This is a genomic window from Aliikangiella coralliicola (assembly GCF_007004725.1).
Classification (GTDB): domain Bacteria; phylum Pseudomonadota; class Gammaproteobacteria; order Enterobacterales; family Kangiellaceae; genus Aliikangiella; species Aliikangiella coralliicola.
The window spans coordinates 34750-61078 of sequence record NZ_ML660162.1 but is presented as its reverse complement, the minus strand read 5'-3'; the positions used below and the strand labels follow the sequence as shown (position 1 = coordinate 61078).

Sequence of the window (26329 nt, the reverse complement as noted above, 5' to 3'; positions counted from 1 at the left end):
CACAGGCAGCCGCATCAATCGCGTGGCCGCCTGACTTATCAGGAACCTTATTTAATGTCTCAAAATATTTTAATTGTCGATGATGATTCCGGCGTGCTTTCCGCGTTAGAAATGCTATTAAAAGCGGAAGGTTTTTCCGTGGTTAGCGCTGAAACGCCAACCTCGGCGCTGGCGGCGATTAATCGTCAGGATTTTGATCTTATCTTAATGGATTTAAATTATTCGCGAGATACTACTTCTGGCGACGAAGGCATTAAAATGATTGAGGCAATTCGTAAACTTGATGAATTGATTCCAATTGTTGTGATGACGGGGTGGGGAACAATTGAAGTTGCGGTAAGCACAATGCAAATGGGCGCCAATGATTTTGTTCAAAAGCCGTGGGAAAATGATCGGTTATTGGCCATTATCAGTAACCAGATTAAGCTGGTTAACAGTCAGAAACGCTCGCAGAAATTAACCCAGCAAAACCTGTTGTTACGTGAGCAAGTTGAAAAATCAGGTGAAGTTATCGCTGAGTCGAAGCGCATGCGTGATGTGATGACACTAGTTAACCAGGTTGCGAAAAGCGACGTGAGTGTTTTGTTGACTGGAGAAAATGGAACAGGCAAAAGTTTATTTGCTCGGTACATTCATAGTCAATCAATGCGTAAAAGCGAATCATTGGTTTCGGTTAATATGGGAGCGGTAACCGAATCTTTGTTCGAGAGTGAAATGTTTGGTCATCTTAAAGGCGCTTTCACTGATGCTAAGTCGACTCGCATCGGCCGTTTCGAATTGGCTGACCGGGGAACATTATTCCTCGATGAAATTGCCAATACCCCTTATTCGCAGCAGGGAAAATTATTGCGAGTGTTAGAAGAGAGTCAATTTGAAAAAGTGGGCTCCAGTAAAACTCAAACAGTCAACATTCGATTAGTGACTGCGACTAATGCGACACTTGACGAGATGGTTAATAATGGCGAGTTTCGAAAAGATCTACTTTATCGAATAAACACCATTGAAATTGAGATACCGCCGCTGAGGGAAAGAATCGAAGATATTCTTCCATTAGCGAATGATTTTTTGCGACAAGTTGCCGACAAATACGCACAGCCGGTATTAATTATTAGCAATGAGGCCGCAAAAGTTCTTCAGTCATACTCATGGCCAGGCAATGTTAGAGAATTAGGGCATGTGATGGAAAGAGCACAGATTTTGTGTCAAGGTGATTCCATTGGGGTTAGTGAGTTGGGGATTGCTGTACAACAAACTCACACTGAGAAACACAACTCATTTGAGTCCGGCACGTTAGAATCTAATTCATCCGAACTGAGAACCCTGGCTTCCATTGAGTTGGAAGTCGTGCAACAGCGGCTAGCTTACTTTGATGGAAACGCTTTAAGTGCTGCTGATTCTTTAGGATTGAGTCGGAGTGCATTTTACCGACGTTTGGAAAAACTCAAAGAAGAAGAGTGTCAATCAATTAATAAATAACAAAGTGGGCCAACGCCGGCCAAAGTGAATGGTTAACAACAAATTCGTGGTTTTCGTTTATTGACTAAAATTATAAAACTATTGATGATTGCCAGTTAAGCGTTCGCATATTCTTATTTCCTGCTCATAGGCCTCTGGTTTTATGCAAAAAAGAAAATCTTTCGAATATCAACTAACCCGCCTGTCCCTTTGCGCTTCTGTTCCTCTGTTGTTACTTTTGCTGTGGGTGATGATTTATGCCGAAATATCGATTTATCTGATCCTGTTAGTAGCGCCGATTGGCGGTTTTGTCGTTGCTTATACCAATGCACAAATCCATCAAAAATCAGCTTATCAATTTCGCAGTTTAAGTAATTTGCTCGACGCAATGATCCAGGGCGATTATACCCTGAGAGCCAGAGCTGGTGAGAACCACGGGGCTCTGGATGAACTGGTTTACTCGATTAATGGCTTGGCAGAGCGACTGAGTCAACAGCGTTTAGAGGCGACGGAAAGTCAGTTGTTAGTTCGTACTATTGTTGAACATATCGATGTCGCCATTTTAGCTCTCAACGAGCAAAATATTCCAGGGCTGATCAATCCTGCAGCGAAAAAGTTATTCCGGTTAGATGGTGAAGAAACTCATCCAGAAATTATGCAACAGCTAGAATGGGTGCAACAATTTTCTAGCGGGCATAATCAAGTAGTAACGCTCTCTTTCGGTCCACAACGAGGCAAGTTTAATGTCCATGTGGAGGAGTTTCGAGAGTCCGGTAAACAACACAAGTTACTTTTCATTACTGATGTCAGGACATTATTGCGGAAAGAGGAAAGAAAGGCCTGGCAAAGTCTGGTGAGGGTCATCAGCCACGAAATAAACAACTCGCTAACACCGATCGCGTCCATTAGCCAGACACTCGGGCGATTAATTAGCCGCGAAGGTTGTAGTGAACTAACCCAACCTGATTTAACTGACGGGTTGAAGATAATCTCACAGCGCGCCAATGGTTTGAGTCAATTCGTGCATTCCTATAAACAGTTGGCGAAATTACCAGAGCCGGATATTCAACAAACCTCGGTGTTAAAATTGATCGAAAAAGTAGCATCACTTTTTGGCGAGCAAAATATTCATATCGAATCCATTGATGATGTTCAGTTAATGATCGATCCACTTCAATTTGAACAAGTGTTTATCAACCTGATCAAAAATGCAGTAGAGGCCATGACACCGTTGAATTCTGATGGTGTTATCAGCATCAACTGGAATGTTGAAAATTCATTTTTTAAACTCTCAATTTGTGATCAGGGTGCAGGTATAAGCAATCTTGATAACCTGTTCGTTCCTTTCTATACAACCAAAAAACAGGGATCGGGTATTGGTCTTGTGTTGTGCCGTCAAATCGTTGAAGCCCACAGAGGTCAGTTAAGCCTCACTAACCGCACAGACGTTACAGGTTGCTGTGCAGTTATTGAATTTCCGTTAACGCGCTGATATAGTCCACAACAAGATCAGGGGAGTTGGCAGTTTGATTTGTCACAGCTGCTAATTCAAGTGTTCCCGATTATTGGTGATTTTTTAACAGGAGTTGATGATTGATCAAATAGCGTTAATTTGGCTAACTGGTCAGGGGTTCGGAGCACTTATGCCGTTATTGGTCTATATTTAAGTGGGGTATGCGAATCTTTGGTGTGTAACCACTCGCCTGAAGACTCGCAGATCCTGAACATCTTGCTATTAAATTGCCAATGCGTTGTCGGTTGCATGCAGAAATCAGAATCAACACCAGCGGATAATAAATTCGAATCAGTTCAATTTGAGACCATTCTCAAAAAAATGCTGTACGCAACCAAGGGTAGACTTGGGGATGATTTCCTCGATGGCTTGGTGCAAGCTATGTGCGAGCATTTGGGCGTTGATTTTGCTTTTATTGGTCGTAGAGAAAATGAACTGCTGGGTCAAGAGCAAGACACTACTCATCTTCAATTTCTGGCAGTATCCGCAAAAGGGGAGAGTCATACCGGTTCTCTTTACGAGTTAGAAGGTTCTCCTTGTCAGCCTCTTTTAGAGCAAGGGCTTTTATGTGTGCCGGAGAAGGCACAAGAGCGCTATCCAAATGATAAGCTTATACAGGATTTCAATGCCGAGGGATTTCTTGGTGTCACTCTGATTGATTCGAACAATGCCACTGTTGGCGTCTTGGCCATATTGACTCACGAACCACTTCACAGCACTTCATTGCTGACCAATATTTTACAGATTTTCTCTTATCGTGTTTCGTCAGAGTTGGAAAGGCAACTCATTACCAAAAATCTGCAAGATGAAGTTCTGGTTAACCAGGCACAATTAGATTCTGTTCCTGCATTGATGTTTATGCTTAGCCAAAAAGGAGAATTTCTCCGTTGGAATCAATATTTCCGATCCAAATTTGGCTACAGTCACGAAGAAATGTTTACCAAAAATGTGATCGATGCGGTTCATGAAACAGACCGCAAACGAGTTGAGCTGGAAATGAAGAATGTTTTAGATGTCGGCAAAGGTAGCATTTATCTTAACGGCATCACCAAAAGCGGCGAAGTTGTTCCTTTGCTTGCAACCACTCAAACGGCGATCTATGAAAATGAACCGGTGATTGTCGGGGTCGCACTGGACATGACCGAGCAACAAAATGTTGAACATAGTTTGCTTCGCTCTCAAGGTCGCCTGGCGAGAAAAAATTCTCAATTAAGTGTGATAAATACCTTGGTTGAAAGGCTTCACGCCAGCCACAGCGTTAAGCATATTGCCGAAGAAGTCGTTTCGTTGTTGCAGAGCATTCACGAAGACACCTTGCTTATTTTTACTACTGTTAGTTCATCGGGCGAAAACATGCAGATTTCTGCGAGCAGCGGTGTTAGCCAACCGGTGATTGAGGCAAGAAGTATTTTTCCATTTGGGCAGATGGGATCGCCGACCGGCATTGCTATGTTATCGCGAAAACTGGAAGTTTTTCCGATGATAGAAGAAGATAAGAGAATCGATCCGCTTATTAAAGAAATGGTGAAATTTGAAAAAGTGAAAGGCGGTATTGTTATTCCGCTAATTTATCAAAATGAAGCACTAGGTGCAGTTACCATTGGTTTTAAATATGACTCTAAGTTCCCTTCAGATGAATTAGAGTTTTACCGAACAATCGGATCAAGTATTTCGTTAGCGCTTGCTAATGCCCGCCAATATGAATTAATGGAAAGCCTGGCTACCCATGATAACCTAACGGGATTACCTAATCGAAACGCGCTCAATCAAGATAGCCGTGTCGCACTGAAAGCACTCAGCAGAAATGAAAAATTATTGGGGCTTATTCTTGTTGATCTGGATCGCTTCAAAGAGATAAACGATACGCTTGATCACCAAATCGGTGACAAGCTGTTAAAACTTGTCGGCCCTCGCATTAGCGATGCAATTAATGATACCGATACGCGAGTTTATCGCCTGGGAGGCGATGAATTTTGTGTGTTAGTGTGTAATAAAAGCGATCTGGACTCTATCTCAGCAATTGCAGAATTAATAAAAATTTCGATTGCTCGTGCGTTTGTTGTGGACGGATTAAACCTGGAGATAAGTTCCAGCATTGGCGTGATGATAACTCGAGGCGAACAATATAGTTTTAGTGAGATGCTACGATGCGCCGAGCTAGCAATGTATCACGCAAAAAACGAAGGCAGGTCTATTTGCGAGTACACGCCTTCACTTGATGCTGATACTAATCAACGCTTTGTTATCATGTCAGAAATGGCAGAAGCCATTCGAAATGATGAACTGGTTCTCCACTATCAACCTAAATACGAACTTAAGACAGGCAAGATTATCGGCTGTGAAGCGCTGGTTCGTTGGCAACATAAACAATATGGCCTGCTTCCTCCGGCTAAATTTATTCCGTTAGTGGAACTTACCCAGCTCATTCGGCCTCTGACCTATTGGGTAATGAAAACTGCGATGGCGCAAATGCAGCAATGGAAACGAGAAGGGATCTTGATCAATGTTGCTATCAATTTATCGACTCGAAATTTGACTGACGAAGATTTTATCGGCCAGGTCGATTCCTTAATGCAGGAATTTGAAATCGAAGCGTCTGAAATAGAATTTGAGGTAACGGAAACAGCGTTAATGAGCAATCTGGATCAAGCGATGCAACAGCTCAATGAATTTAACTTACGTGGTATTCACTGCTCATTAGACGATTACGGTACTGGTTATTCTTCTCTATCTTATATTAAAAAATTACCGCTGGATGTTCTGAAAATTGACCGTTCCTTTATCTCTCAAATGTTAGAAGATAAAGAAGATCGAATTATTGCACAGTCAACCATCGATCTGGCGCACAGCTTAGGAATGAAAGTGATTGCTGAAGGCGTTGAAGATGAAAATACGCTGCGGGAGCTAGCGGCGCAAGGTTGTGATTATATTCAAGGTTATCATATCAGTGAACCTGTGGATGCCGAGAGTTTAGCGAAGCTATACTGGGAGCATCGCTAAGTAAAAATTAATTGAATAAATGGCGTGCAAGGACTACTTTTACAAGGAACTTTTTATTTGCGTTAACTTTCAGGTCAACAAAGCCTGAGCGTTGGCGATTGACTAATTTATATTCCTGATTAAGAACATGGCAATTGTCAGATAATAAGAAATACTGTTCGAATTGTTTAAACTTAAGGAGGCGGTGGTGATTACTATCGATCTTGGCGGCACCAAATTACTCATTCGAGTGTGTATAGAAAATAACGTCAATGATGAAATTTATGACCGAGTTTATCAAACAGGGATTGATTTTAAACCAGAACAACTGATTCAAATCATTGCAGATCTCGAAACCGAATTTAATCTTACGGATCACTCAATCGCTGTCGCATTTCCAGGCCTGCTGCAAGGCAATCGATGTTACGTCAGTAATGTTGTACCTCAGTTTAATGGCTTTAACCTGAAGCGACTGTCATCGAAAGGTAAGTTAGAAGTTGTCCTGAATGATGTAGAGGCAGGAACCTATGGCATTATCAAAAATAAAAACCAGGTAGAAATTCTTATTATGTCCGGTACCGGTATCGGGATGGGAATTGCCATTAATGGTAAAGTATTTCGCGGAGAAAACGGTTTTAGCGGAGAACTCGGAAGTTGTAAAGTACTGTGTGAAGGGCGTTATTTACGCTTAGCTCAAACGGCTAGCGGCACCGCTCTCAAAGAGAATTCTGCACTGACTTTAGCTTCTGCCGGGCAAGATTTAGGGATGGCTGTTTCCTGGGTTGTTAATTGCTTTAATCCTGGAAGAATCGTATTTGCCGGTGGCATGTTTAACGAGGAAGCTTACCGAAGAAGCTGCTTTGATGCGATTCGAGAATTAAGTTTAGCCCAGTCAGTTGAGCATTGTTTGTTAGAAGTTGAACCAGAAATTCATTCGATTGTCGTGCGAGGTTTGCGAGTTGCATTGCAGCAAAAATTGGCCTCGTCGACCATCTAAATATTCTGAGTTAGGGCTAAAGAATCCGCTTATTAAATCTAATTTATAATTTGGGCCAGCCAATCTGACGGTGTTATTTTTTCCGATATTGAGCAAATAAACTAAATTCCCAAGGCCGAATAGCGCCGACTATGCTGCAACCACGCCGTTCTTCATAAGGTAGTGATGCGTCTTGAATCGCTAGTTCATTGAATTCGCCCACCAGCTTTTCAATTTTCTGATGCATGAGAAGTATCGTTGACCTTGACACCATTGCCGATCCAAACTTCATACATTCATCGGACTTTGAAAATCGAGATTGAAAAAATTCTTTTCGAATATGTTCGTTGAAAAGCTTTTCTATCGCGCCATTTTTTCGCCAGCGAAAGTTGCGCGAAGTTAGTAGTTTGACCCGGTTGCCCGGTAGTAGGTCGATGAACTTAATTCTATCGAGGTGAGCTAAAAGCTGAATGCCTTCATGCTCGTCAATGTTGTAGTGAGTCTTTATTGATTCAAAATCCATATCGTTTAATAACATGTAGGCGACAAAAAGTAGCTTAGGCTGTTTCACAAACTCCGCTTCTTGTTCTTCGGTGAGTTCCTGTATTTCGTGCTGCTTTTGTTCGGCTATTTTAGCAAGGTCGCAAAGCTCCATGCTCATAAGCTGGCAAATTTGATCGAGTCGTTGCAACGAAATATTTTCTTCAGAAAAAATACGTTTAACACTGGCTTCGCTAAGTTTTAAATGCCTGGCAACGTCAGCGTAAGTTAAACTTTTATTTTTTAGGCAGGTTTTCACCGCCTGGAGAAATAAACTGGTTTGCGCCATGAAAATTACCGATGAATTAATTTTTCATAAGCATACCATGTGTCATCTTGAGATTGTAGCCGGTTTAATGTATGAGTGAAGAAGGCTACTTTTCGAGTAGCTCCAGCAGTCGACTTTGCTCTTCATTCAATAAATCTCTTGGAGACAATATTGCACTCGCTAAGCTCGAACGGCATCCGTCAACACAATCGGTTGTATTGGTTAGTAAATATGCCATCAGAACCTTTTGTGCCTTGGCAAGACTTTCGCCAAAGCGTTGGATAACTTTTTCGACAGTGACGTGATCTGCTGGGTCATCTTTCCAACAATCGTAGTCGGTCGCGATAGTGATAGTGCAGTAACTTATTTGTGCTTCTCGAGCGAGGAAAACCTCGGGAACATTTGTCATTCCTACTAGGTCACATTGACATGATTCACGTAAAAACTGACTTTCTACTCTTGTGCCCAACCTGGGACCATCTACACCTGCATAAGATTGCCCTTGATGTATTGGAATATCGATAGTATTTGCGGCTTTGACGATATCATCGGCCATCGAATGGCAAATTGGATTGGCTGTTGAGACGTGTGCGACTAGTCCATTGCCAAAAAAACTCTTTTCCCTGTTGCCTTTTACGAAGTCAAAATATTGAGAGGGAATACTCAAGTCGCCTGGTCGAATTTCCTCTCGCAAACTGCCGACAGCGGACACGCCAATTATTTGGGTCGCACCCAGACTTTTTAATGCCCAAATATTGGCTTTATAGTTAATTTCCGATGGTAGTAATTGATGTGCATTACCGTGGCGAGGTAAAAAAAGTACGTCTCTGCCTTTGTAGTTGCCTTTAACGGCATTTGCTGAAGGCATGCCGAATGGGGTTGAGACTTCGATGCTATCTTTGATATCTAGTTCATCAATTTTATAAAGACCGGTGCCGCCAATTATTGCTAACATTTAATTCTCCTCTTGATTAAAGCCTTAGTTCATGTGGAAGTTGATTGACCCAATTTTTAATTTCATCTCTCACTTGGCGAAAGTGGACAAGAACTTCTGATTCGTCTTTGGCATATTTCGCCAGCGCCGGTGGATCATCGAACCGCCGATGAATAATATTTGATTGAGGAAAGTCAGGGCAGCTACGCTCAGCGTTGTCGCAGACCGTGACAATGTAATCAAACTCTATATCTTCTATTTCTTCCAATGTCTTCGAACTTTGCTGAGTAATATCGATTCCGCTTTCACGCATGACTTTGATGGCATACGGGTTTAAACCGTGAGCTTTAATTCCTGCGGAATACCCGTTGAATTTATCTGATTGCAAACTACGGCAGAAACCTTCCGCCATTTGACTGCGACATGAATTGCCTGTGCACAGGAAGAGAATATTTTTCATTCGATTACTCCAGTCATATTGTTTAATAAGATTTTATTTACTGATAATCTGACCTAACATTTTTCACTGCAACTTGCTCCATAAGCAAAGCAACTGTAGCAACGATGATGTTTGAGACTGATTCTATTTTGCAGGCTTTGCTTAAGTGAATGCCCTAGACAATATTCCTCATCGTCATCGACCAGGGTGCAGGCATAAACTTGCATACGCCCATTTTTTTTAACGATCATTTTTGATGTGGCGCACATGTAATTTTCTCTTTGCTCTTTCGATTGGTACCGGGTCATACAGTCGGTGGTTATATGAGGAACTTCGGGAATAGAGCCGGGTCGAAGAAAGTCAGGAAAAGCGACAATATTTAGCGAATCAGGCAAACCGATAAGGCTGAAAAGTTGCTTAAACTGCCTGTTAACTTCCTCTGAATTCTCGTTTGCATCCTGATGACGGGCGACCGATACCGAAAAGCCCTTATCATAAAGCCGCTTTAGCCCAGTAATTGCTTGCTCGAAGGTTCCTTCGCCACGTCCCATGTTGTGTCGTTTTGAGTCTGGATAATCAATGCTGACTCGAAATGAAATCGGAAAATGCTCATCGCTAATATCAAGGAGTGCATCCAATCGTTTTAAAGGTGAATCCGTTCCATTTGTTAAAATCAGACAGGGGTTAAAGCGAGAAGCGTATTCAACAATCTTGATGAAATCTTTTATCAGAAAAGGTTCTCCACCGGTAAAGGAAAATTGTTTTGCGCCAAGCTCAAGGGCTTCATCAATGAAAGGTTTAACTTCTTCAAACCGAGGTGCTTGAAGTCGCTTATCTGAAGGACTGGCTCCCTCCAGACAAAAATCGCAGGCAAGATTACAGCGTGTTCCAGTATGAAACCAAACTTCATTTAGCGCGTGAGGTTGAATATATCCTCTGGGCTCTCCAGTTGATGTTATTTGCCAGTTTTTGCTTCTTAAGCTTATCATCAACAACACCCGCCATTTTGTTCAGAAACTTCAATTTTCTCATTGTTAAAACTGGTATGGTTTGATGAAAAAGGAATTTGGGTGCCGCAATCTTGATAGATCCCGAAGTGAGTGTCGAAGTTTCCAATAAAGCTGAAGTATCGAGCAAAGCGGCTCTGATGCAACATTCTCCAGGTGTTTCCGCAAACGCTCGTCGCTTTTCCTTTAATAAAATGGTGATGTTCATCCAGCGCGAACTGTTCTTGATGGTGCTCTATCCCGCCTTGATAAATTACTGCCTGGCCATAATCTTCACAATGACTTTCTAGTTTGGGTAACTTAAATAGTCGGTAGGTTGCAGAGTAAAAATTGATTCCAGCAACTCGCTCGATGATTTGTGGATTGCCGATGGAAATTTTCCGACTATTTACCAGTCGAGGATCCAGAAAACCACTTGATTTTGATAATCTAATAAAATCGTTCCAGTAGAGTGCGCCGCTGAGACACTCACCATAAAGAACAGGATCGCTTACAAGATGTTTGGGGATTCTCCTATCAGCATAAACATCTGAAAAATAAAGCTCGCCACCAGGCTTTAATAATCGATATGCCTGCTTCAGAACGGCTGCTTTATCTGTCGATAGATTGATAACGCAGTTTGACACTATGATGTCGAAACTTTCGTCGGCCAGGTCGAGTTCGTCTAATCGCTCAATATAACCTTTTTTAAAATGCACATTAGACCGTTGGTAGCCAAATTTATCGCGATGGTATTCCTGGTATTTGTTCGCAACTGATAATTGCTCATCGGTCATATCGACCCCGGTTACACTTCCTTGCTCACCGACCATCTGTGCTAGCGCGTAACAATCTCTACCAGAACCGCTGCCCAAATCGAGAATATGACAGTTGGATAATTCTTCTGGGACTACCAGTCCGCAACCGTAGTATCGAGTCATCACTTCGTTATGTATTTTAGAGAGAGCTGTTTTCACAAATGGTGGAATTGACTCATCTGTACAACAGGCATTAGTTTGGAGGTCTTGAGACTTTTCTAAGACTTTTCCATAGTAGTTTTTTACATTATCCAGCATTGATTAATTCCTGATTAGTTTCTAAATAGTTAACGAGCCACTGACGTAAAGCTATTCTTGAACGGCGTGAGTCAGAATCTATCGCGACGAAGAGCTTTTCCAGATCCTTTTCAACGTCAATATCAAAACCTGGCTTAATTCGGGTCACGCTCAACCTCTGTTTTGCGCAAATTCTGGAGAGCTTTTTTGATAATTTTTCTGTACTCCAGGGCAAAAATGTTAAGTCTGGCCAGGCTTTTCTATTACCCATAATAATCACTCCACCATCACTCGCGTCACTGATAACAATATCTGATGAAGTGATAGCTTCTTTTGCTTGTTGATAATAAAGTGGGTTGAGAACGGGGGCGTCTGTGCCGATAAATAGAAGGTTGTTTTTGCCTCTTTCTCTCAAATTTTGATCAATGTGATTAATTCGTTGCCCCAGATTTCCCTTAGACTGAACCTGTATCGATATTTTTTGATTATCAGAAATTTGTTTTTGAATTGCTTGACTGGCTTGTTCAAAATCGGAGGCATCTGAAATGGCGAGCACAACCTCACCGTCCCAATCTTTGGCGTCCTCCAATGCACAATCAACCAATAGTGAAGCCAGTCGAAATGCGTTGGACGCGCCAATCGTTTTTGCCAATCGCTGCTTTCCTTGATTCAATCGAGGCCATTTGCAGAAGATAATGAGCACGTAGTCTTGAGATTTCATGTTAGGAATCTTCCAGTGCAAATTTTGCAAGGGTTTTCCGTTGCATCAAACGCAATTTAGCTATCATTGTTAAAATACTAAAGCCTGCTTTGATAGAACCCTTTATTGTTCCACTTATTTTTGATTGGCCGATTCTAACTTTTGAATCCACCGGATATTCGCTTATCTTAAAGCCTAATTGAATGGCTTTTATTTGCATTTCCACCGTCCACCCGAAAGTTTGATCTTGCATATCGAGTTTTTTTAATGTCGAAGTTTTAATCGCGCGAAAAGGTCCCAGATCAGTAATGTCGTAATGCCAGAGTCGGCGAATGAGAAATGCCGCAAGAGCGTTGCCAAACTTTTGAATTGAAGTTAATGCACCTTTTTCTACATTCCCCTTAACTCGTGAACCAATAGCCAGGTTATCGCCGTTAACAATGCCTGCCAGCAACGAAGTTGTTTGTTCTATGAAGCAGGAGTCATCACCATCAACAAACAAAATTATCTCGCAAGGTTTGACAATGCTTAAAGCGGTAAGACAGGCAATACCATAACCGGGCGTTGCTTGTTGGATAACTCTTGCGCCACTTTGTTCGGCTACTTGCGCCGTGTTATCGTTTGAGCCGTTGTCGCAAACAATTACATCATCAATAATTTTTAATCCGTTAGCATTCTTCAAAGAATTCAATTGCTGGACCACTTTTCCAATGGCCAATTGTTCGTTAAGTGCAGGTATTACTGCTGAAACTCTTCGTCCTCGATACATATAATTAAGTTCTCTCTTTTAACTTCGTTTCGTCATGCATTTCTTACTCAACGACTTTGATTGAAATTGCCTTTAATCGACTCAGCTTTAAGGGGGTTCCGTTTGCTTTATTAATTTCGCCAAACTCTAGTACGTTGGTGGGGCAACTTTCTATACAAGCTGAGCAACGAACGCACTGAGGATCGGCCATTGGCAAACCTTTGTTCGCGAAACTCATAATATCGATGCCCTGATGACATACGCTGGTGCACACATTACAGCTAATACATTTATCTTTATTTGCGAAAATTCTAAATCGGCTAAAGCGAGCATAGATATTCATTAGCGCTGCTAAAGGACAGGCAAAGCGACACCACACTCGTCCTGAATATTTGAAATACAAACCGACCCCGAGGATTCCACCGAGTAGCACATCGACGGTCCATTTCCAGCTTAATGGGTTAACCAGTTTATAATCGCTATTTTCACCTTTTAGTAGAAAGTCAAATGAGTGGTGTGCCCAGCTTTCCGGGAAAAACCAGCCATACACTCTGACTAACAATAATAAAACCGCGACTAACAATAGAACCTGGCCAATTAAGTTGAGTTTATTCCAGAAGGGACCGTGGGGCATTTTGTGACGCTGTTTGTCGCCCATAGTTTCGGCTAAGGCGCCACATGAACATATCCAGCCACAGTAAACACCTTTTCCATACTTGTAGATCATTAGTGGCAACAGAATGAAAGTCTGTATAAAGCTAATGATTAACCATCCAGTCATTGGATTCGGGGTAAAAACATTGTAGACATTGAGCGGCCAGGCAAGAATAAACCCATAGGCGTGCCAATATGCTCGGGGATGTCCCCATTCAGGCCATTGTTGTGATGCTAGTGCTTCCGCAGAGATGTAACTGGGAAACAGGTTGTTCGCAACATCTTTCGCGATGCCTGTGTCAAAAAATCCCGAATATCCTAACCAGGGTAAAATGACTTCGGGTAATAAAAATAACGGAATAAACTGAATGAAGAAAAGGCAATAGGTTTGCACCGTGACATATTTTGTTTTTCTGCGCTTAATACGTTGCCAACCAAATATTCCGATGCAGCTTGTATATAATAGCGTGTAGTAAAAGGAGCGGCTTTTCATTGAAATTGCGATAGTGCCAACTAAAGTTGAACGATCATTAATTTGAGACTGCCACCAGTCGCCTAATCCGGCGATAAGGGCAGGCATTTGATCAGGAAACTGGGTTAATCCCCATAAACTATTGAGAAAACCGTAATTTTTCCAGTCATATAAGCCAATCGTGAAAATAAAAAATAAAATGAAAAACAACCAGCCTGAAAGCTTGGATTCACCTTTAATATCAATCCCGCTTTTTCTGAAAAATGCGAGAGGCGCTTCTCTCCCTATCAATGTGAGCACTGCATCGTTTTGTAATGTCGATACTTCACCGCTTTCTGTTTTGACTGAAACACTTTCATCATCTATTTTTTCGATGGTAGAAGAACGCAGAATCTTAATTCTACCTTCTGCCTCGAGTGCGAGTAACGAATTGACATTTTCTTCTTTAGCTCGGTTAAAATCCTCATTACGATGAACGAGTGTTAATTGCGGAGTCGTTGGTTGATAGCTGTTTTCGTTTTGTGTGTTGGCGATAGCGATAGCACCTTCAAGAGCACTATCTCCACCGCCCACAATGAGTGTTTTCTTGTCAGCGTACTTTTTCGGGTCGTGTAGTCGATTAACAACTTTCTCTTTATCTTCACCTGTTACAGCAAGTCGGCGATAGTTGCCTGAACGGCCAATTGCGATGATGACTTTATGGGCTGGAATTGCTTTATCCGAGCTAGTGTAAACGTTAATAATTTTGCCGCGAGGTTTTACATGGGTGACATTTTCACTGGTCAGCTTTATGTCTAGCTTTTCTACAGTTTGTTTCAGGTTGTTCAGTAGTTTTTCTTTGGTGTTGTCCTTGTCCCCGAACTGTAATTCCCCTCTGGGTTTCATCTCTATAGGATAAGTAAATATCGGTTTTTTCTCGGGAAAGTTTTTGATAGTTGAGAAAGCATCAGATGCTTCCAGTAAAAGAAAGTTGAGTTTTCTTTTACTGGCTTCTATTGCTGCTGCGTAACCGCTGACACCCGCTCCAATAATAATTAAGTCGTAAACCGATGGTTGTTGTTTACGATTAATAAATTTGTCATCGGCAGTCAGGTGTTCGACAGCTCGAGTTCCTGAATCTGCGGAAAACTTTAACAGTGGTATTCCAGTTAAATCACCAGTGATGTAAACACCTGGTATATTGGTTGTTCCATCATTGTTCACTAACGGAAGCTTTTCGACACTACCTGACGGCCATTGACCGTGAAGCCAGTTTGAGTATTTGCGTATCAGACTTAACATCAATATTTTTCTCTCGTCATTGCATTTCCAGAGCGTCTGTTTATGGAGGCTTGGCTTCTGAAGAGCATTTTATTAATCGCTTGCCAATCTAGCTTTCGGCGGCTTTCAAAATAAATGGAGATGAGTAAAGTGATTGAAATTAAGACTAATGGCCAGTTGGCAGGTGACCAACTACCTGCACTCACAAAGCCACCAAGTACTTCGTATGTCAGTGGTAACACACTAACCCAGGCTAACATAAAGGGGCGAGGTGATAGTGCAGCAAAAGGAACTAAAACCATCAAGTACCAAGGGAATACGACAGGACTAACTAGTAAGACAACTGCCAGACTCCAGGGCAGTAAGGGGCTAAGTACATCGATTCTTTTTTCCAGTTTTAGTGTACGGTAAAAAATAAAGCTACAACCTGCAGAAAGGGCAAAAAAAGTAATCAAAAGTAGTTCTTTTCCTTCGGCAATATTTTCGAACAAATTAAACAGGGGAGAGCCAAATCGCCATTTTTCAAAGAGCGTACCGATACTTCCGACGGGGATTAACCCGAAGGTAATAGTTATCATGTAGCCTGCAAAAATAGTGAGTACAGTGGCGATCGACAACCGAAAAGAATCAGCTATTTTTTTTAAACCAAATACCAGGGGAAGCAATAGCATAAGCGGCAATATTTTGGTCAATGTTCCGAGTCCAATAAAAAAGCCCGAAGTTGCGATTTTATTTTTGGAAAAGCTATAAAGCGCCAATGATACGAGGAGCGTCGAAATGCTGTCGATGTGAACGCCGATTCCGCTTTCCAATATTAATAGAGGAGAAAATGCGACCAATGATAAGTGTCGCAGCCGCCCGAGATTTTTAAGTAGTATCGCTAAAATTAGCAGCGTAGAAATTCCGGCGAATGTCGTTACCAATTTCCATAGGTGGGGGGCATGGTCTGCTCCAGATGCTGCGACCAAAGTGAATAACCCAAGGGAAAGCGGTGGATATAAGGTTGGATACTTGGCGTGTTCTTCCGGTGGAGCCCACTGTTTTTTTAATTCGCTTAAAGCTGGCTCGTTGTGGTTTACTCGATAAGGGTCAAAACCTGAAAGTGCGATCTTACCGTCGAAAAGATAACGATCTGTATCTGTTGAGGTATAAGGTTCAACTGGAATTAGCAATAGCCGAGCGATAATTGCAACGATCAATAATAAGTAAACGTCTTTCAAGCGCTTTGCGTTTGGCGCGCTTCTCCAGGCCACTAACATAAAAAACGTCATCAAAATAAACTGACAAACGGTTAACCAACCTAAGTTCTCTGCACCCATCCAGGTCTGGTGCAAGTGAGCATCGCTAATAAAGTAGCTTAAGAGCGCGACCAGAATTATCATGGCTAAACTAAATCTGTGGAGTACTTTGCGTTTACTTTCTGTAGAAAAAGAACCCATGTTACCCTCTGCTCAATTTATGCTGAGTTTTTAATGTGCTGATCGCAGTACTAAAAAAGCCGACAATTAGTAACAGCAAAAAGGGCAGCATAAACCAGAGTTCATGCTTGATTCCCCAAAAGAATACAAAGGAATAAATCACACCCAGTAAGCCTTCAATACCACCTCCTCGCGGGGAAACTGCTTTATAGAGACCTTGGCTCAACTTAGCGTTGACTGAAGCGGTAAAAGAAAGATCTTGACTTATATTTTGTTCAACGCTTTGAACTTCATTGGCACCGCTTTTAGGTGTTCTTACGAATTCGCTTTGCTGACCTCTTAGCGCTTCTAATGCCGCTTTCGCGTTATTGAATGCGAGTTGAATTCCGAGTAATAGAACTCTCGGCATATTCTTAATAGCGCGCCACTTAGAATGCCCTAATGCGATTTGACCAAAAAAGAAATAAACCAGGTGACCGCCGGAGGAGAGAAATAATAAGGGCAAGTCAATCCATAAAACCTGTTCCAGCTGGTATTGCTCTCGAATGATCAAACTTGGAATAAGAAGAAATATTGTATCAACCAGCATCACAAAGTAAGCCAGGTTATTTGATAAATGAAAGGTCGACTCAAGTTTGTGACGTAAGCTGAGAGGGGAGCGCCAAACCTTTAATAACATTTTTTTCATCACCTGAATTCCACCTTTAGCCCATCGATGCTGCTGGCTTTTAAAGGCGTTCATATCGGCTGGCAATTCGCCGGGACAAACGACATCATTCAGATAAACTAACTCCCAACCTTTGAGTTGAGCACGATAGCTGAGATCCAGATCTTCGGTTAAAGTATCGGCACTCCAATGACCAGCATCAATAATTGCTTTTGTTCGCCAGATTCCAGCTGTCCCATTGAAGTTAAATAAAACGTCACTGGCATAGCGGACCTGCTGTTCCAGTGAGAAATGGGAATCCAGCATCATTGCCTGAGTTTCTGTTAGCCGACTATCATGGCGATTGAGATGCTCCCATCTAAATTGAATCATTGCGAGCTTTTCGTTGTTGAAATGGTCGATGGTGTCTTTAATAATCGAAGGAGAGGGAATGAAGTCAGCATCAAAGATAGCGATAAAGTCGCCGGTCGCTGACTTCATCGCATCTTTTAACGCGCCGGCTTTAAATCCCTTTCGATTCACACGATGTACGTGGTTAATATCGAGTCCTTGTTTAGCGTATTTTTCTACTGCAGTAGCAACCAATTGCGAGGTTTCATCTGTAGAGTCATCAACAATTTGAATCTGCAGTTTGTCATGTGGGTAATCAATTTGGGCAACTGCGTCGACAATTCGTTGTGCGACTAATCTTTCGTTGTAAAGCGGAATTTGAACCGTCACCCTGGGTAAAGTGGAAAAGGCCTTGGGTTTAATTGCGGTCATCTTTCGATAAAAGATCCAGCGAACTACCATCGACAAGCGATGAATACCGAACAAACACAAAATCGCCAGCATCAGAAAGTGAAGTGACAGGAGAACATAACTTAGCGTCATCATGTTATCTTACTCTCTGATTAAAAAACTCTAGTTAATCCAATTTCAAAACCATCACCTTCCAGCGTGTTTTCACCATCAAGATCTTGACGATAGGTAATTTCAACGCCCCATTTTTCTTTGCTTGATTTGGCATCACCGAGAGTCCAGCCTGCTGTGAGTTCCAATTTAGTTAAATCAAACTCTGGTGTGATGGAAAGATTTGAATTATTGCTCACTGTATCTGCGTTATTAGCGCTTATGGTCGTGTCAACTTTTGTGCGTAAATAGAAATTATCACTGACTGAAAATCCATACTCGAATAAATAACGGTATTCGTCGGAAGGGGCACCGGTTCTTAATCTGTATCCTGCTTCAAATCCGAGATAACCATATTCATTTAAGCTGCGGCCAAACAGTATTCTTAGCTCATAGTCTTCCTGACCATTTCCTCTGGGCAATGCATCATTTTCGTCATACAGAAAAGGAAGTTTTACTAAAAAAGAGGTGGAAACAACAAATGGCTGTGCTTGCCACTGGTATCTAATGCCAATTTCTGTATCACCGAAACCACTTGACTCGCTCGCTACACCAGCGTTGTTAATTTGTTCTAAATCTTGATATAACAAAGTACCGTAAATCGCGAAGTCTTTGGTAAAGCCATATTCTCCATAGTAGGAATAGTTTTGACCTGAAAAGTCCACTGATGTGGCGTTATCGCCAAAGAAGTCATCAGCTTTGTAATCTGAAAATGCAAATTTGCTGTAGCCCGATCCAACCTCAGGAACCCAGGCTCCGGACCAGGCCGTGCTGCTAAACAATAATATTCCAGCGGAAATTAACAAGCTGCCTGGTTTTGCCAATGTCTTGTCTTTTTTAAAAGTGGCTATTTTATTCAAGTAAGACTGAGCCCAAATGGTCATAATCATTGCTCCAACTAATTTTTGTTTTGCCGACAGAGCAACCTGTCGACATTTTTAGGTCTTTTTTCAGGCTAATTTAGTGAGAAAAGAACTTCAATAGCCATTTAAAAGCGTGATTAAGATGTTATGATTTCGTGATATTTAGGCTGATGTGAGCCACAAAAGCATCATGATTGAGCTGATTGTTGGGTTGTTGTGTCAAGAACTGTCTGATTAACCAGTAGAGATGGTCTATTTTTATTGCTGAAAATGATCAACTTGCATTCCTGTGAGGCAAAATTCGGTATCAGAAAATCCCCTGTTGAAGTAATTGAAGTTCAAGCAGGAGCTTATTTAGTGGCGAGAGATGTCGATTGAGTTCATGATTAACATCAATGAGAGCAATTAAAATTTTCTTATCGATTAAATAGAGTAAGGCATTTAGCGAGTAATTTGTTTTTTTGACAGCATGCTCTCAACTGATTAGAGTGGTGCACTATTTTCAAGTTGTAAGTCGTAGAAGTCATCGATGAAGTTATTAGTTATCTACAACCCGCAGGCTGGTAATGGTCGCGCTAAAATATTGCTTCCACAAGTTAGACAATATCTGAATGAAAAAGGATTAGATGCGGAACTGCTACTCACCGATCGGCCGGCACATGCGGTTGAGTTGGTTGCTGAGTCCGATCTAAGTCGTTATGACGGTCTTATCGCTTCCGGTGGCGATGGCACTTTGTTTGAAGTGGTTAACGGCTATTACCAATGCAATAGTGAGAAAAAGCCGCCGATTGGTCTCATTCCAAATGGTACTGGAAATGCTTTTATGAAAGAGCTCCAGTTGCAAAAATCAGATTGGCGTAAAGCTATCGATATTATTGCTTCAAACCATTCCAGACCACTCGATGTTGGTCGTTTTGTTTCTCAAAATCAAACCCATCACTTTTTAAATATTGTAGGCATGGGATTTGTTACCGATGTTGCGCAAGCGGCTATTCCATTAAAATGGATGGGAAATGCCGCGTATACTGTTGCTACGCTGCAAAAGCTGATTAACCTTAAAGCACAAAAAATGGTGTTAGAAATTGACGGTAAAACCATTGAGCGAGACGGTGTTTTTGTAGAAGTTGCTAACTCGCGTTATACCGGAACCACCTTCCTGATGGCACCTAAAGCCGAACTTGACGATGGCTTGTTAGATGTGGTGTTGTTAAATAATGTTTCACGATTAAAATTATTACGCTTGTTTACGAGTATTTATGATGGGTCGCATATTAAATACCCTGAGATCGAATATCTTCAAGTAAAAAAAGTAAAAGTGATTGAAGAAAATCCAGGCATGCTCATTCCTGATGGTGAGGTTATGGGGAGAACCCCGGTTGAATTTGAATGTTTACACAAAGACATTGAGTTTTTCTGGGCGAAATAACTTGAAAACATCAGTCGTCAAATCATCGAGCTATTGTTAATAACTAATTAGTCGATAGGAACAGTCAGTTACTCCACTTCTATATTTGATTTTTCAAACTTTTAGTCGTACATTGAATACGTAACGCTTTTCTCGCTGAGTGCAAGCAGGCTACTTTACAGAAGTATATTGCAGCCTCAATTATTGGAATATTTTTCGCAATTGAGATGAAGTTATAAAAAATTGAAAACACGGCTAAAACTTTCTTAATACTAACATTAAAATTATCGATATTTTCTGGACCTATCATAGGTTTTGCAGTTTTTAGGTCATTACCTGGTCACTGAATAGCGGTGAATCAAAACCGTTACAAAGCAGGGCAAAATGTAGGGTTAAAAATATGCAAATAGGTATTGTTAAAGAATCAGTATCCAATGAATTTCGCGTGGCGGCTTCGCCTTCCAGTATTACCCAGCTAATTAAATTAAATTTTTCCATTGTTGTCGAATCCAATGCAGGAACGGCTGCCAGTTTTTCTGACGCAATGTATGAAGAAGCTGGTGCAAAAATACAACCGGCTGATGAAGTGTGGCAGTCGGATATTTTATTAAAAGTAAATCCACCTGACGAATCTGAGCTGGACAAAATTAAACCCGGTGCAACAGTTATCGGTTTTTTCTGGCCTGCGCAAAACGAAGCCTTGATGAAACAACTGGCTGATAAACAGATTAATGTTTTGGCAATGGATTCGGTGCCCAGAATTTCTCGTGCACAGTCAATGGATGCACTGAGTTCGATGGCAAATATCGCGGGCTATCGAGCGGTCGTTGAAGCTTCTCATGAATTCGGTAGCTTTTTTACCGGGCAAATAACCGCTGCGGGTAAAGTGCCGCCCGCGAAGGTCATGATTATTGGTGCCGGAGTCGCGGGGTTGGCGGCTTTGGGAACCGCTGGCAGTCTGGGCGCGATTGTTCGAGCATTTGATACGCGACCTGAAGTTAAAGAGCAAATTGAAAGTATGGGCGCTGAGTTTTTAGAGTTGGACTTCGAAGAAGACGAGGAAGCGGGCAGTGGAGACGGTTATGCCAAGGTAATGAGCGAAGCATTTATCAAAGCTGAAATGGCACTCTTCGCGGAGCAGGCGAAAGAAGTTGATATCATTATTACTACAGCAATGATTCCAGGTAAGCCTGCGCCAAAATTGATAACCGAAGAAATGGTCCGTTCAATGAAACGAGGCAGTGTCATTGTTGATCTGGCCGCGTTAGGCGGAGGAAACTGTGAGTTAACTCAAGTTGACAAAGCGGTTGACGTTGATGGCGTGACGATTATTGGTTACAGCGATATGCCGTCGAGATTGCCGACTCAGGCAAGTCAATTATATGCCAATAATATTCTTAATTTGATCAAACTATTGTGCCCTCAAAAAGATGGGCAAATTGAACTTAATTTTGATGACGAAATTATTCGCAATGTGACTGTGACTAAATCAGGTGAAGTTACCTGGCCGCCACCGCCGGTGAAAGTTAGCGCAGCGCCAGCTGCGAAACCAGCGATAAAGCAGCCGGAAATTGTGAAAGCGCCGGAGAAGAAATCATCTGGCATGGGTAAAAATCTGATGTTGCTAATTGGCGGTCTTTTTTATGGCTGGCTTTCAATGGTTGCTCCGGCAGATTTTATGCAACATTTCACCATATTTATTCTTGCCTGTATTATCGGTTACTACGTCGTCTGGAATGTTTCTCATTCACTACATACACCGCTAATGAGTGTGACTAATGCAATTAGCGGCATCATCGTCGTAGGCGCATTGCTTCAGATATCAAGCGCTAATACCTTGGTCATGTGGATATCGGTATTCGCCGTTTTAATTGCCTTTATTAATGTTGTCGGTGGGTTCGTGGTGACCAAACGGATGTTAAAAATGTTCAGGAAGGAGGACTAAGTGATGAATGAAGCAATACTTAATGGTGCATACTTTGTCGCAGCCATCCTGTTTATTTTCAGTCTCGCCGGATTAAGCAAACAAGAATCTGCGGAGCACGGTAATTGGTATGGCATTATCGGAATGGTAATCGCTCTGGTGGCGACTATTTTGAGCCCATCGGTTACCAACATAGAATATATTCTTATCGCAATGGTTGTCGGCGGCGCGATTGGTGCCAGGCTAGCGTTAAAAGTTGAGATGACACAAATGCCAGAGCTGGTTGCAATGTTGCACAGCTTTGTTGGATTGGCTGCAGTCGCAGTTGGATATAACAGCTTTCTGGAACATGCAGAAGTGACCGGCGTGATGCTCAATATCCACCTGGTTGAAGTATTCCTTGGCGTATTTATCGGCGCCGTTACCTTTACCGGATCAGTTGTCGCTTTCGGTAAGTTGCGCGGTATTTTTAGTAGCAAGTCTTTGATGTTGCCACACAGACACAAAATGAACCTGATGGCGGGTATCGTTAGTTTTGTTTTGATGATTTATTTTGTTCAACAACAGGGCCATATGATTTCACTGATGGTGATGACCGTGATAGCCCTGGTTTTTGGCTGGCACCTGGTTGCGTCAATTGGCGGCGCTGATATGCCGGTAGTGGTTTCGATGCTGAATTCCTATTCCGGCTGGGCAGCAGCGGCAGCGGGTTTTTTGTTGGGCAACGACCTTTTAATTGTCACTGGCGCACTAGTCGGGTCTTCGGGCGCAATCCTTAGCTATATTATGTGTCGAGCGATGAATCGATCTTTTATCAGCGTCATTGCCGGTGGTTTTGGTACTGATGTGACGGTTACCGCCGATCAAGATTATGGTGAATATGTTGAAACCAACGCTGAAGATGTTGCGGATATGCTTCGTAATGCCAAGTCTGTCATCATCACACCTGGATATGGCATGGCGGTGGCTCAAGCACAAAATCCGGTATACGAAATTACCAAAATGCTACGTGACAAAGGCGTCAATGTTCGCTTTGGTATTCATCCGGTTGCAGGGCGACTACCTGGCCATATGAATGTGTTATTAGCTGAGGCCAGAGTGCCTTATGACATTGTATTAGAAATGGATGAAATCAACGAAGATTTTTCAGACACTGATGTGGTGTTAGTGATCGGTGCCAACGACACGGTTAATCCTTCGGCGGCAGAAGATCCAAATAGTCCAATTGCCGGAATGCCTGTTCTGGAAGTGTGGAATGCTAAGCAAGTTATTGCGTTTAAGCGGTCGATGAACCCTGGTTATGCGGGCGTTCAGAATCCTTTATTTTTTAAGGAAAATACCCATATGCTGTTTGGCGATGCCAGAGATAGTGTGGAGAATATTGCCAAGGCGATTTGATGGTGTCGACCGCTTCAATTGGGTGGTTTACCAAAGAGCAACAGTTTGTCTACCCGAACAAAGCAGGTATTTTTACCTGCTTTGTTGCTCTTTATTTTTAATTTTCTTATTTTTAATTTTCGAGCCGCTGGTCAGATAAATAAAAAATGCCTCATTACTTTTCTAGAAAACGAAATGATATTGATACCCTTAAGACGAGAATTAACTACCTGGGTGATCACTGTCTGTTAACTTTTAACCTGCCTGGCAATGCCAGCCAGTCGCAAATTGATCTCGCCTATGAGATCGGTGATCTCGACAAGCGAGCTCATCGACAACTCGGTGCGCGGACTGCTGAGTGGGAGGCGGTTGTGATGTTGCTTGTCAATGCTATATCGATTGGCATACAGGGTAACGCAGAAGATAAAGGAAGGAACTTATGCTCACAAGCAAGGGATTTACTCGAACATTATGTGGCAGTTTTTAATCGAGTTAATTATTTGATTGGTATGAGCATAGGAGTGCTTATATCAATTTTAGTGATGGTTATTCTGTTTCAATTTGAAGAGTTTTTAGCGCCTTATTTTTCCGTAAAACTCGTCGTGATGATTTGCTTATTTGCCGGTATGGGGAGTATCGCCAGTGTGGTTACCCGAGTACTCAAAATGGAAACGCTTAAACAAGAAATGGCCGCGACTGGGGTGATGATATCAGCGGCGGGAAAGCCTGTGGTGGCGATGTTTTTTGCAATAGTGGTTTACCTGATTCTTGAACAGGGAATCGTGACTATTGATATTGGTTCATCGGAAAATTCGGATAAATTTTATCTGGTGGTCGGTTTTTTATGCGGTTTCAGTGAACGCTTTGCCCAAGATATCATCGAGCGAATTTCCGGCAGCCAATAAATTGTTGAACAACAACCACTGGCCATCTAATTGAATTTCGATGACCAGAACTTCGATGTAGGTTTTCAGGTATTACGCTATTTCACCTTCATGCTCTCTGCAAATCAATTCTGTCTCGTCAACAGACAAGGGCTGTTTTAACAAATCGCAAAAGTAGTCTCCATTCTCTTTTCTGCTGTTAAATCGACAAGAATGGCATACGCCAAAAGATTTCATACCGTTCGTTTTAAGTAATGTTGCTAGTAACTGATTAAGAGCACTTACGATCTTTGCCTGATCTTTTTTATCCAGAGACTCACAAGCTTTATTAAACATTGGCGTTGGAACAAGTTGTTGAAGCAGCTGCTTGCCCTTGGCTGTGATCTTCAAGTGAGAGAGCCGCTTATCATTTTCGTCAGGCTGCTTCGTTAAAAGCGATTTTCGTTCAAGCACTTTCAGGGTTTGGGAAACCGTCCCTTTCGTTTGACCGAGATATTCTGTCACTGCCATAGGTGTATCTGAGTAACGATTACAAATTGACAGATAGTGCAGCGCCTCAAGTTGCACTGGTTGAAGTCCGTGGAGGGCACCGGCCTGGCGCGAGTCTACCCTGAGCAGTTCGCTCAGTCGTTCAACATAATTATAAATCGGATTCGAATTCATCGTTATATAGTATCGCCTCGACACTTGTTTGACAAGCAGCGATTGTGGGAGTAATATTTCATATTGTATCGAGTCGATACTATTTATTAATAATGAGGAACGAAAAATGAAAAAAGCAATTTTTTACCATGCAGGATGTCCTGTTTGCGTCAATGCTGAACAACAAGTGCTTGAAGCCATTGACACCCAACGGTTTGAAATAGAAGTCGTGCATTTGGGGCTTGATAAAAGCCGCATTGCAGTTGCTGAGCAGGCCGGTATTAAATCTGTTCCAGCGCTACAGCTGGATGGAGAAATTTTTCATATCAACTACGGTGCTTCGATCGATGAAGTGAAAGGGTGACGATAATGTTCAGGTTTCTAACTTTCATACTATTGCTAATAGCAAATTCTTCGTGGCCTGTTTATGCTCACTCGGGCCACACCGGTGGTATACAGGCGTCAAAAGGTAACGCGAGGATTGCGCCGTTTGACATCATCCACACTAAAATCACGACTGATGGTAATGTGGCAGTTTTTCATATGTCGGTTTCAGGTAAAGCAGGAGAAAGCAAACCAACCCCAACTGGGAAATTAGCCGGCAGTCAGGTATTTTCTTATGTGTGGCCGACTTCGATTGATAGTTATGAGGTTGGTTTTGAGAGAAAAGCGGGGATTTTGGCATTGGCAGTGACGTCTCACCCTGATTTTGATGATACGCCGCTTTATGATGAAAATGGTGATGGCAGTACTCAAAACGATGGCGATGTTTGGCATAGTCATTGGGTCGTGTTAAAGCCGGACGAGCGGTGTGGCAAAGGCGCGCTGGGTGTCGTTGATATTCCGAAAAATACCAAACCTCGATTACCTAAAACCTGGCCAGGGTTGCCTATTTTACTGGATAGCCCCGGATGGGATCCGACCTTTAATTCTGAGACGGTTGAAGTTCGTGTGCCTTTTGACGATATCGGAGTTGTAACAAAGACGACCTTTGACGGAGTAACCGCGGGGTTGAGAGTTAACCAAAGTGTCCATGCGCCCTTATTGTGCGTAGTGAACGTGATTGACGTTGCCTCTGGGGATTTGAGTTTACCAGGAAAGGTCAATCAATAAATGGGGAAGTGATGAACAGGGAAGTTATTTTTAAGTCAGCGGATCTTCGGGGAATATTGCCTTTTTACCCTTTCTTCACCTTTATCTCGGGAATTTTTGGTAAGCTTTGTGGACTAAACCAAAATTGAATAAAAAATAAAAGTCGTTTCAGGCCAATAAACATCAT

General features: G+C 42.1%; 22 protein-coding genes. 10 read left to right on the top strand and 12 right to left on the bottom strand.

The window, feature by feature from the left end; all coding sequences use genetic code 11:
- Window positions 1-54: 54 nt before the first annotated feature.
- From FLL46_RS06305 to FLL46_RS06290, 4 genes are all read left to right on the top strand, one after another.
- Entirely contained in the window at window positions 55-1476 is a 1422-nt protein-coding gene (locus FLL46_RS06305) for a sigma-54-dependent transcriptional regulator (protein ID WP_142892645.1), read from the top strand.
- 142 nt (window positions 1477-1618) lie between these two features.
- Window positions 1619-2947 (top strand): sensor histidine kinase, encoded by a 1329-nt coding sequence (locus FLL46_RS06300; protein ID WP_142892644.1) that lies wholly within the window; start codon window positions 1619-1621, stop codon window positions 2945-2947.
- A gap of 270 nt (window positions 2948-3217) precedes the next feature.
- Entirely contained in the window at window positions 3218-5968 is a 2751-nt protein-coding gene (locus tag FLL46_RS06295; RefSeq protein WP_142892643.1) for a bifunctional diguanylate cyclase/phosphodiesterase, read from the top strand.
- 187 nt (window positions 5969-6155) lie between these two features.
- On the top strand, window positions 6156-6944 hold the full coding sequence (locus tag FLL46_RS06290) for an ROK family protein (RefSeq protein WP_168204073.1): 789 nt from the start codon (window positions 6156-6158) through the stop codon (window positions 6942-6944).
- 73 nt (window positions 6945-7017) lie between these two features.
- Here the strand turns inward: FLL46_RS06290 and FLL46_RS06285 are convergent, their stop codons facing one another.
- The 11 genes from FLL46_RS06285 to FLL46_RS06235 all read right to left on the bottom strand — a co-directional run bounded on the left by FLL46_RS06285 (window position 7018) and on the right by FLL46_RS06235 (window position 18839).
- Entirely contained in the window at window positions 7018-7752 is a 735-nt protein-coding gene (locus tag FLL46_RS06285; protein ID WP_142892641.1) for a helix-turn-helix domain-containing protein, read from the bottom strand.
- An 85-nt stretch (window positions 7753-7837) separates the two neighbouring features.
- A complete protein-coding gene (locus FLL46_RS06280) occupies window positions 7838-8686 on the bottom strand; it encodes an MTAP family purine nucleoside phosphorylase (protein WP_142892640.1) in 849 nt (282 codons plus the stop codon).
- Window positions 8687-8702: 16 nt separating this feature from the next.
- Complete coding sequence (locus FLL46_RS06275) at window positions 8703-9125, bottom strand: arsenate reductase ArsC (RefSeq protein ID WP_142892639.1); 423 nt, start codon at window positions 9123-9125, stop codon at window positions 8703-8705.
- A 53-nt stretch (window positions 9126-9178) separates the two neighbouring features.
- Window positions 9179-10093: a radical SAM protein gene (locus FLL46_RS06270; RefSeq protein ID WP_142892638.1), complete on the bottom strand. Its 915-nt coding sequence runs from the start codon at window positions 10091-10093 to the stop codon at window positions 9179-9181.
- Complete coding sequence (locus FLL46_RS06265) at window positions 10093-11166, bottom strand: methyltransferase domain-containing protein (RefSeq protein ID WP_142892637.1); 1074 nt, start codon at window positions 11164-11166, stop codon at window positions 10093-10095. Before FLL46_RS06265 ends, FLL46_RS06270 begins: the two co-directional genes overlap by 1 nt.
- On the bottom strand, window positions 11156-11866 hold the full coding sequence (locus FLL46_RS06260; RefSeq protein ID WP_142892636.1) for a DUF2064 domain-containing protein: 711 nt from the start codon (window positions 11864-11866) through the stop codon (window positions 11156-11158). The genes FLL46_RS06265 and FLL46_RS06260 overlap by 11 nt, the downstream gene beginning before the upstream one ends.
- A gap of 1 nt (window position 11867) precedes the next feature.
- A complete protein-coding gene (locus FLL46_RS06255) occupies window positions 11868-12614 on the bottom strand; it encodes a glycosyltransferase family 2 protein (protein WP_142892635.1) in 747 nt (248 codons plus the stop codon).
- A gap of 43 nt (window positions 12615-12657) precedes the next feature.
- Window positions 12658-15000 carry an NAD(P)-binding domain-containing protein gene (locus tag FLL46_RS06250; protein WP_142892634.1) on the bottom strand — a complete coding sequence of 781 codons (2343 nt, stop codon included), beginning with the start codon at window positions 14998-15000 and terminating at the stop codon, window positions 12658-12660.
- On the bottom strand, window positions 15000-16418 hold the full coding sequence (locus FLL46_RS06245; protein WP_142892633.1) for an MptA/MptB family glycosyltransferase: 1419 nt from the start codon (window positions 16416-16418) through the stop codon (window positions 15000-15002). The genes FLL46_RS06250 and FLL46_RS06245 overlap by 1 nt, the downstream gene beginning before the upstream one ends.
- Before the next feature lies 1 nt (window position 16419).
- A complete protein-coding gene (locus FLL46_RS06240; RefSeq protein ID WP_142892632.1) occupies window positions 16420-17940 on the bottom strand; it encodes a glycosyltransferase in 1521 nt (506 codons plus the stop codon).
- 17 nt (window positions 17941-17957) lie between these two features.
- A complete protein-coding gene (locus tag FLL46_RS06235; RefSeq protein WP_142892631.1) occupies window positions 17958-18839 on the bottom strand; it encodes a hypothetical protein in 882 nt (293 codons plus the stop codon).
- A 508-nt stretch (window positions 18840-19347) separates the two neighbouring features.
- Here FLL46_RS06235 and FLL46_RS06230 point away from each other — a divergent pair.
- The 4 genes from FLL46_RS06230 to FLL46_RS06215 all read left to right on the top strand — a co-directional run bounded on the left by FLL46_RS06230 (window position 19348) and on the right by FLL46_RS06215 (window position 24429).
- Complete coding sequence (locus FLL46_RS06230) at window positions 19348-20244, top strand: diacylglycerol/lipid kinase family protein (RefSeq protein WP_142892630.1); 897 nt, start codon at window positions 19348-19350, stop codon at window positions 20242-20244.
- Window positions 20245-20623: 379 nt separating this feature from the next.
- Window positions 20624-22168 (top strand): Re/Si-specific NAD(P)(+) transhydrogenase subunit alpha, encoded by a 1545-nt coding sequence (locus FLL46_RS06225; RefSeq protein WP_142892629.1) that lies wholly within the window; start codon window positions 20624-20626, stop codon window positions 22166-22168.
- Entirely contained in the window at window positions 22169-23545 is a 1377-nt protein-coding gene (pntB, locus tag FLL46_RS06220) for a Re/Si-specific NAD(P)(+) transhydrogenase subunit beta (RefSeq protein WP_425456717.1), read from the top strand.
- 146 nt (window positions 23546-23691) lie between these two features.
- Complete coding sequence (locus FLL46_RS06215; protein WP_142892627.1) at window positions 23692-24429, top strand: hypothetical protein; 738 nt, start codon at window positions 23692-23694, stop codon at window positions 24427-24429.
- Between the two features lie 72 nt (window positions 24430-24501).
- Here the strand turns inward: FLL46_RS06215 and FLL46_RS06210 are convergent, their stop codons facing one another.
- A complete protein-coding gene (locus tag FLL46_RS06210; RefSeq protein ID WP_142892626.1) occupies window positions 24502-25071 on the bottom strand; it encodes a MarR family winged helix-turn-helix transcriptional regulator in 570 nt (189 codons plus the stop codon).
- 106 nt (window positions 25072-25177) lie between these two features.
- On the opposite strand from FLL46_RS06210, the gene FLL46_RS06205 reads away from it, so the two are divergent.
- Together FLL46_RS06205 and FLL46_RS06200 are read left to right on the top strand one after the other, a co-directional pair.
- Entirely contained in the window at window positions 25178-25414 is a 237-nt protein-coding gene (locus FLL46_RS06205) for a thioredoxin family protein (protein ID WP_142892625.1), read from the top strand.
- A gap of 5 nt (window positions 25415-25419) precedes the next feature.
- Window positions 25420-26163 carry a hypothetical protein gene (locus FLL46_RS06200; RefSeq protein WP_142892624.1) on the top strand — a complete coding sequence of 248 codons (744 nt, stop codon included), beginning with the start codon at window positions 25420-25422 and terminating at the stop codon, window positions 26161-26163.
- The last annotated feature ends 166 nt before the right edge of the window (window positions 26164-26329 follow it).

Coding starts and splice junctions, on each gene's coding strand:
- FLL46_RS06305 (WP_142892645.1), top strand. CDS start 55: ATGTCTCAAAATATTTTAATTGTCGATGATGATTCCGGCGTGCTTTCC.
- FLL46_RS06300 (WP_142892644.1), top strand. CDS start 1,619: ATGCAAAAAAGAAAATCTTTCGAATATCAACTAACCCGCCTGTCCCTT.
- FLL46_RS06295 (WP_142892643.1), top strand. CDS start 3,218: ATGCAGAAATCAGAATCAACACCAGCGGATAATAAATTCGAATCAGTT.
- FLL46_RS06285 (WP_142892641.1), bottom strand. CDS start 7,752: ATGGCGCAAACCAGTTTATTTCTCCAGGCGGTGAAAACCTGCCTAAAA.
- FLL46_RS06280 (WP_142892640.1), bottom strand. CDS start 8,686: ATGTTAGCAATAATTGGCGGCACCGGTCTTTATAAAATTGATGAACTA.
- FLL46_RS06275 (WP_142892639.1), bottom strand. CDS start 9,125: ATGAAAAATATTCTCTTCCTGTGCACAGGCAATTCATGTCGCAGTCAA.
- FLL46_RS06270 (WP_142892638.1), bottom strand. CDS start 10,093: ATGATAAGCTTAAGAAGCAAAAACTGGCAAATAACATCAACTGGAGAG.
- FLL46_RS06265 (WP_142892637.1), bottom strand. CDS start 11,166: ATGCTGGATAATGTAAAAAACTACTATGGAAAAGTCTTAGAAAAGTCT.
- FLL46_RS06260 (WP_142892636.1), bottom strand. CDS start 11,866: ATGAAATCTCAAGACTACGTGCTCATTATCTTCTGCAAATGGCCTCGA.
- FLL46_RS06255 (WP_142892635.1), bottom strand. CDS start 12,614: ATGTATCGAGGACGAAGAGTTTCAGCAGTAATACCTGCACTTAACGAA.
- FLL46_RS06250 (WP_142892634.1), bottom strand. CDS start 15,000: ATGTTAAGTCTGATACGCAAATACTCAAACTGGCTTCACGGTCAATGG.
- FLL46_RS06245 (WP_142892633.1), bottom strand. CDS start 16,418: ATGGGTTCTTTTTCTACAGAAAGTAAACGCAAAGTACTCCACAGATTT.
- FLL46_RS06240 (WP_142892632.1), bottom strand. CDS start 17,940: ATGATGACGCTAAGTTATGTTCTCCTGTCACTTCACTTTCTGATGCTG.
- FLL46_RS06235 (WP_142892631.1), bottom strand. CDS start 18,839: ATGACCATTTGGGCTCAGTCTTACTTGAATAAAATAGCCACTTTTAAA.
- FLL46_RS06230 (WP_142892630.1), top strand. CDS start 19,348: ATGAAGTTATTAGTTATCTACAACCCGCAGGCTGGTAATGGTCGCGCT.
- FLL46_RS06225 (WP_142892629.1), top strand. CDS start 20,624: ATGCAAATAGGTATTGTTAAAGAATCAGTATCCAATGAATTTCGCGTG.
- FLL46_RS06215 (WP_142892627.1), top strand. CDS start 23,692: ATGCCTCATTACTTTTCTAGAAAACGAAATGATATTGATACCCTTAAG.
- FLL46_RS06210 (WP_142892626.1), bottom strand. CDS start 25,071: ATGAATTCGAATCCGATTTATAATTATGTTGAACGACTGAGCGAACTG.
- FLL46_RS06205 (WP_142892625.1), top strand. CDS start 25,178: ATGAAAAAAGCAATTTTTTACCATGCAGGATGTCCTGTTTGCGTCAAT.
- FLL46_RS06200 (WP_142892624.1), top strand. CDS start 25,420: ATGTTCAGGTTTCTAACTTTCATACTATTGCTAATAGCAAATTCTTCG.